The organism is Thermoplasmata archaeon, from assembly GCA_038851035.1.
Lineage (GTDB): Archaea > Thermoplasmatota > DTKX01 > VGTL01 > VGTL01 > JAWCLH01.
In genome coordinates, this window is sequence record JAWCLH010000049.1 from 1 (window position 1) to 5,731 (window position 5,731).

A 5,731-nucleotide genomic window follows, 5' to 3' on the forward strand; every position below is an offset into this window, starting at 1 on the left:
AGCCCCTGAGAATACGTCCATAGCGTGTTCTCCCGCTCCAGTCAGAGCAGAGGCCCAGCGCAAGCGCTGAGCGATTCTGGAAATTCTACGGTAGATTCTCATAAAATGCGATTCTAGTGCTCTATTATAGGGCGGATGGAGTCTGAAGGCCGACTAACTGGGCTGTTGTTTCCATAGGAAATGGGGGTACCCGCGCGGGAACTCAGAGTAGACCAAATTCTACGCAAAATATTAAATTTCACTAATATATTGTCTACTGCCCCATGGCAAATCTGCGGGGAGAGATGAACCGCAGCGACGACCTGGGGCGACAATCGGCGCCGCAGATGGGTCTCTGGCTGAGACGCCGGTGCGATGCCGGCACATGATTCCAGACCAACCCCGGCGCCGGAAACCCGGGCGCGGGTCATCCGCTGGAGTGCGCATCGCGCTCAATGAAGGTGCCTGTTAGCGTCCGGGGAAAAGCCGCCCCGGGGGCATCGGCCCCAGAGGAAACAGTGATGGAGGCAAGTAGCCCCGGGGCACAATCCAAGAAATGGTCCGGGGGGAGTGTTCTGCGCTCTGGGAGGGAGGGGGTGAGCAAGGGCAGGCGCGAGGCTTATGGTATAGCGCTTCTCCCACCTCAGGGAGAAGGAATGATAGATGAAAAGGCTCCATTGCCCGTGGCCGGCGTGAATGGACACCATGGGGCCCTCCCGGGAGTGTCGGCCGCAATCAGGCCGGCGGAGGGCGGAGTGGTAATTGAAGTCGAGACCAGGCCCGGCTCAAGCACCCCTGGAAAGCTCTCCTACGACTCCTGGAGAAGAAAGCTGAGAATCACCCTTTCAGAGAGGGCAGAGAAGGGCAGGGCCAACGCAGAACTCCTCGAGTGCCTTTCGAGAATTCTTGGGGTTCAGGCCCGCACACTGTCCATAGCTTCTGGCGCGAGGAGCCGGAGGAAGTGCGTTTTTGTGGCTGGGCTAGCGGAGGTGGAGATTCTCCGGCGCCTCGTCCCGCAGCTCGAACTGGAGGTGGGGATGGTGGTTGGGGCGAAAAATGGTTGCGGGAGCGGTGAAAAGAATGGGGCCTCAGGCCGACAGAAGGGGGGTGATGAGGGCTGACAAGGGAGAGGCAGCTCGAAGAGCTCGAAAGCCTCCTTAGGGAGCTGGGGGATGCGAGCCTGAATGCGCCCGTGCTCGTTGAGGGCGCAAGGGACGTCGCTGCGCTGAGGAAGCTCGGCGTGCGCGGGAGAATTCTGATGCTAAACAGGGGACAGGGACTGCTGAGGAGATGTGAGGTCCTCGCGCGAGAGCACGGACGAGTTATCCTCCTGACCGACTGGGACTTAAAGGGGCGGGAGCTCCATGAAAGGCTGAAGAAATTGCTAGCGGCCTGTGGCGGGGTTCCGGACGAGACCTTCTGGCTGGCCCTACGGCGCCTGTGCGGGGGGAGCAACAGGACCATTGAAGAACTGCCATCGTTCCTGAGAAACCTCAGGGAGACTGCGGGAGCTGCCTCCCCCATCGATTCCTGAGACAATGGAATCGGGATGGGGAGTATGGACTTGGCCCGAAGGCGCCCGTGATGGTCGGAACCCTCTTACGTTCCCCTCTCAGTGACGGTCCGCCTAATCACGGGGTCTCTGTCCGCCAGACGCTTTAAAAATTCCTCGAAAGAGATCTCATCTGGCACCTCCTCTCTCAGGTAAACACCGGTTCTTCCCACGTCACTCCGCCTGGTGAGCACCCTGACCCGCTCGCTAACGACCTCAAAGGGAACGTTGAGAAAGCGGGAAACCTCTGCCTCCCTGCCCACCACCGAGCTCTCGATGTGGCCTTTCGCGGTGGGAATCACCAGGAGGAGCCTTTTACTGACCCCCGGCACGCGTGGGGCCGTGGCTAGCCCCTTCGCTGGCAGCGCCCCTCCGAACCTGTAGAAGCCCTCTTCATTCGGTTTGAAGGGGACGAGAGGGAATGTTACTGAGGCTCTGGAGTCAATGAGAATTCGTCCCTTTGGAGCGCTGTTCGGCGTGGCCACAACGATTTCCCGGCTGAGCCACTCAATCCCCGCTCTCTCCAGCCCCAGCTCTACACTGAAGGAGGGCACAGTCCCGCGCTCGAGGTACACCAGATCAATGTCGCTGCGCCTGTGAACATCGCCCCGGGCTAGCGAGCCGTGGACAAACCAGCCAGGGCCAAGGGCTGAGCCGAGTTCCTCCGCCCTCCTCCTCAGCCAGGCAAGCAGCTCGAGCCTCTCTGGGGAGTAAGTGACCTCAAGTGGGTCCCGCAACCAAACGACACTCTCCCTCATTCCACACCACCATGGCTCTGAAGGCCTCCCCCTCCAGCAACTGTTTCTAGGATTAAGTGAGTATCGCACCCCAGCCTCAGGCGCAATCAATTTATTACCCTCGGGTTATCTTGCTCGAGGTGAAAGAATGCTGGAGGTACAGCAGCTCGAGCTGCGGGGCGGAACGGCGCTCGGGGTGAGGGTTCAGCTGCCGGTCGCTCCTCTGGTGCTGGTACGCGCCCGGAGGGGCTTCGTGATGTGCGGATACCTCAATATGGAAGCGATGGACAAAATGGGCGAGGTCGCGGTCAGGGTCACGGGCGTCAGGAGCTTCGACGACGTGCTCCGTGCGAAGGTCGCCGGCGTGTCGCAGAAGGCGAGGGAGCTCGGGATATCCGAGGGCATGAGCGGCCAAGAGGCGCTGGAGAAGATGTTCTGAGATGGATGAGAGGGGCGCGGACGCGCGGCGCTCCCCTCATTTCGGGAGCGAGGATGGTGGCCCGCACCTGAGCACCCGGGAGGCCTGGGACGCTCTCTACTTGCGCCGGCCTCTGCCGTGGGGGAGTGCTCCGTGGCTTCCAGAAATCCCGCGAGGAGCTAGGGTGCTCGAGCTGGGATGCGGCGGTGGCCGCGTCCTGAGCGTGCTGAGTGCGCGGATTCGGACCGACATATCCTGGCACCGAGAGAAGGAGGGGGCGCGCTGGGCTTTTCAGGTTGGTGCCGGGGGGGCGGTAGGGGGGCTCTTGTCCTTCCGGGCGAGAGCCCCGGTGAGCGGGGATTCGGGCGGTTCCCCTCGTGAAATGGGCCCGGCGCCAGAGGCGGGGGAGGGACCCATGCTCGTTGGGCTGGACTTCTCAATCTCCGCGCTCAAACCCCTGCTCCGCCGCGGGACCTGGTCTTTGGTTCTCGGCGACGCTACGGAGCTGCCCTTCCGCAGCCAGAGCTTTGACCTCGTTTTCTGCCGTCACCTTCTCGAGCACCTCGAAGAAGAGGGGAGGCGCAGGACCGCCTCGGAGATGCTCAGGGTTCTGGCGGATGGGGGGAGGGCGTGGGTCACGGTCTTCTCCGTTGATGACGCGCGATTTGGAAAGGGGAGGGAGGTGGAGAGGGGGACGTTTCTGCGCGGCGATGGAATTCTGCGGCACTATTTCACCGGGGATGAGCTCCGGTCCCTCTTCGGCCCTGCCCTGACCCGCTGCCGCAGCATCAAATGGAGGGAGAGAGCGGGGCGGGAGAGGGTGGAGAGGGCCGTTATCGAGGCAGAGGTCGAGCGCCGAAGAGCCTAAATTCCGGGGCGCGAATCGGGGCCCGGTGTCCGGATGGAGTTGAAAAGCGTCAGGATAGAGAAGCCCGAGGGGCTGAACATCATCATCGGACAGTCCCACTTCATCAAAACCGCCGAGGACATTTACGAGGCTGTCGTGAACACGGTTCCGCAGGCGAGGTTCGGCGTTGCGTTCTGCGAGGCCTCCTCGAAGTGCCTAGTTAGGGTCGAGGGGAACGACGATGAGATGAAGCAGGTGGCGGCGAGAAACGCCCTCGCGCTCTCTGCGGGGCACACTTTCTTCATAGCCCTGAAGGACGCATATCCCATCAACGTCCTGCGGGCGCTCAGGGAGGTCCCGGAGGTGTGCACGATCTTCTGTGCCACCGCAAACCCTGTGGACGTAATTATCGGCGAGAACGAGCGGGGCCGGGGAATTCTCGGGGTCATAGACGGGGAGAGGAGCAGGGGGCTCGAGGGCGAGGCGGACGTCAGGGAGCGGAGGGAGTTCCTGAGAAGAATTGGGTATAAGAGATGAGGTAAGAGATGAAGTCCAGGCCGCGGCTCCGGCGGTCCCGGGCCAGCGGCGGGTCCGAGCACCACGCTACCCATCACCACCCTGCCCGGCCACTCATTAAAACACCGCTCCAGAAAGCTCGAGGCATCATCAAAAACGGTTTGAAAAACAGTGCGAAATTACGTTAAGGTGACAGAGTAACAACCACTCCAGCCCCCTCGGCGGATGCCGGCCCTTTCCCCTGATTACCCCCCTGAGAAAATAGGTACGCCGGAGGCTCCTCACGTTGGCCATCCTGGGCCTCGTCACCATCAAACTGCTCCCCGTTCTGGGTAGACCGGCTGAGGAGACCGGCGGAGAAGGGACTGGGGCTCGCGCGGCCCACTATCTGCTCAGCATCGCTCCCGGGAACACTACCCGGAGCGTGAACACTTCCCTGGGACAGTATTATGCTCAGTATGGCTTCCAGCTTGAGAACACTCGAGACGGCCCCCTCCCCATGGTCAACCTGACCCTGTACCCTTGGAGCTTCACCACATGGTCCTGCCTCCTCGTTCCCTCCGTGCCATTTGAAATCGACCCAGGCGATAACAAGACCATCCTCCAAGACCCTCTATCCGGAGAAATTACCATGGCCGGGCGCTACAATTTTCAAATCCGCGGCGTCGAGAGCTGCCCGAGGAACACCATCTCGATAAAGCTCGGTATTCTGCCCTGGGTGACGGCAGATATAAAGCCACCGGTTCCAAAACCGGCTTATCCGGGCGACACGGTGGAGCCGACCTCGACATACTGACCGCCTGGAACGTGAGGGAGAAATTCTGCGTGGCCTCGATTGAGGCGGGCATCGCAAGGGTGGTTCCGCCCGTGATGGACGATAGCAGCTTCACTGAGGAGGTTCCTGAGGGGAGGTATGCCACGAAGACCGTCGTCGAGATTCCCGAGAACGCTGACACGACCAAGGGCACCGCCGGTATCAAACTCTCCATGACATTGTACTTAACTCCCCCGCCCGGCGCCATGCGCGACACGAATTACTCCGTGTGGCTCACGACACACTCCTGCGGTCCGTCCCCGCCCAAGGGCCCCGTGGAGAGCTTAGAGAGCCTGAGGGTCTATGTCCGGGGGTCCATATTGCAGCCGTCGAATCCAATGCACCCCGGCCGTTGGAGCCCGAAGCAGCGGTCGAGTTCACGGTCAATCTTAGCAGCACTGGGCAACTTCGAAGACTTTCTTAAGCTGACCTCTCTCGGGATGCTCCGGAACGGGAGCCTCGAGCTCCGGCCGGGCTGGTCGCTGCGCCTCGCGCCCCTCTCCTCCGTCGAGCTCACGGTCCTCATCGAGTCCTCCAGCGACTTCATCGGCTTTCCTTATTTTCCATGAACGCCACGAGTGGCCACCCATCCGAGTTCAATGTGAGGCATCTGACCGGCTCCTTGAGTCTGCGCGCCGGGCAAAGCTCAAGCTGGAGGCTTCTCATCAGCGCCGCCAATCACCGGGGTCCCTCCCTGCACGCCATCCTTTTCCTGAGAGTGATGGGGGGAGGATACTTGGGCGATGCGAGGAGTTTTTCAGTGACGGTCGAGCCAAACGGGTAGCCTGGTCCGGTGGTCTCAATGGAGCATTTGCTGCCCCTTCTGGCGATTTTCCTCATCCTGGGTAGAATAGCCCTCGGCTGGAAC

At 61.3% G+C, this 5,731-nt stretch carries 9 protein-coding genes; 7 read left to right on the forward strand and 2 right to left on the reverse strand.

Translation table 11 applies throughout. The annotated features are described in order from the left end of the window. Nucleotides 1-434: 434 nt before the first annotated feature. Nucleotides 435-1,100: a DUF167 domain-containing protein gene (locus QW379_10370; protein MEM2870799.1), complete on the forward strand. Its 666-nt coding sequence runs from the start codon at nucleotides 435-437 to the stop codon at nucleotides 1,098-1,100. A 71-nt stretch (nucleotides 1,101-1,171) separates the two neighbouring features. Then, on the forward strand, nucleotides 1,172-1,513 hold the full coding sequence (locus tag QW379_10375; protein ID MEM2870800.1) for a hypothetical protein: 342 nt from the start codon (nucleotides 1,172-1,174) through the stop codon (nucleotides 1,511-1,513). Nucleotides 1,514-1,578: 65 nt separating this feature from the next. Here QW379_10375 and QW379_10380 read toward each other — a convergent pair whose 3' ends face one another. Further along, nucleotides 1,579-2,289, reverse strand: coding sequence for a nucleotidyltransferase domain-containing protein (locus QW379_10380; GenBank protein ID MEM2870801.1), 711 nt, complete (start codon nucleotides 2,287-2,289; stop codon nucleotides 1,579-1,581). A 127-nt stretch (nucleotides 2,290-2,416) separates the two neighbouring features. Between QW379_10380 and QW379_10385 the strand changes: the two genes are divergently transcribed. From QW379_10385 to QW379_10405, 5 genes are all read left to right on the forward strand, one after another. Beyond that, entirely contained in the window at nucleotides 2,417-2,707 is a 291-nt protein-coding gene (locus QW379_10385; GenBank protein MEM2870802.1) for a DUF1805 domain-containing protein, read from the forward strand. Nucleotide 2,708: 1 nt separating this feature from the next. Beyond that, complete coding sequence (locus tag QW379_10390; GenBank protein ID MEM2870803.1) at nucleotides 2,709-3,554, forward strand: class I SAM-dependent methyltransferase; 846 nt, start codon at nucleotides 2,709-2,711, stop codon at nucleotides 3,552-3,554. A gap of 33 nt (nucleotides 3,555-3,587) precedes the next feature. Then, the gene (locus QW379_10395) at nucleotides 3,588-4,070 is read left to right on the forward strand and encodes an adenosine-specific kinase (protein ID MEM2870804.1); all 483 of its coding nucleotides are present in this window, start codon (nucleotides 3,588-3,590) and stop codon (nucleotides 4,068-4,070) included. Between the two features lie 265 nt (nucleotides 4,071-4,335). Next, the gene (locus QW379_10400; protein ID MEM2870805.1) at nucleotides 4,336-4,845 is read left to right on the forward strand and encodes a hypothetical protein; all 510 of its coding nucleotides are present in this window, start codon (nucleotides 4,336-4,338) and stop codon (nucleotides 4,843-4,845) included. Nucleotides 4,846-4,874: 29 nt separating this feature from the next. After that, nucleotides 4,875-5,432, forward strand: a complete 558-nt coding sequence (locus tag QW379_10405; protein MEM2870806.1) for a hypothetical protein — start codon at nucleotides 4,875-4,877, stop codon at nucleotides 5,430-5,432. Between the two features lie 109 nt (nucleotides 5,433-5,541). Here QW379_10405 and QW379_10410 read toward each other — a convergent pair. Continuing rightward, the coding region (locus tag QW379_10410; GenBank protein MEM2870807.1) for a hypothetical protein at nucleotides 5,542-5,731 on the reverse strand (190 nt) is incomplete at its 5' end.

Excerpts from the sequence above, each read along its gene's own strand:
- QW379_10380 (MEM2870801.1), bottom strand. The coding sequence starts at position 2,289 with ATGAGGGAGAGTGTCGTTTGGTTGCGGGACCCACTTGAGGTCACTTAC.
- QW379_10370 (MEM2870799.1), top strand. The coding sequence starts at position 435 with ATGAAGGTGCCTGTTAGCGTCCGGGGAAAAGCCGCCCCGGGGGCATCG.
- QW379_10395 (MEM2870804.1), top strand. The coding sequence starts at position 3,588 with ATGGAGTTGAAAAGCGTCAGGATAGAGAAGCCCGAGGGGCTGAACATC.
- QW379_10385 (MEM2870802.1), top strand. The coding sequence starts at position 2,417 with ATGCTGGAGGTACAGCAGCTCGAGCTGCGGGGCGGAACGGCGCTCGGG.
- QW379_10390 (MEM2870803.1), top strand. The coding sequence starts at position 2,709 with ATGGATGAGAGGGGCGCGGACGCGCGGCGCTCCCCTCATTTCGGGAGC.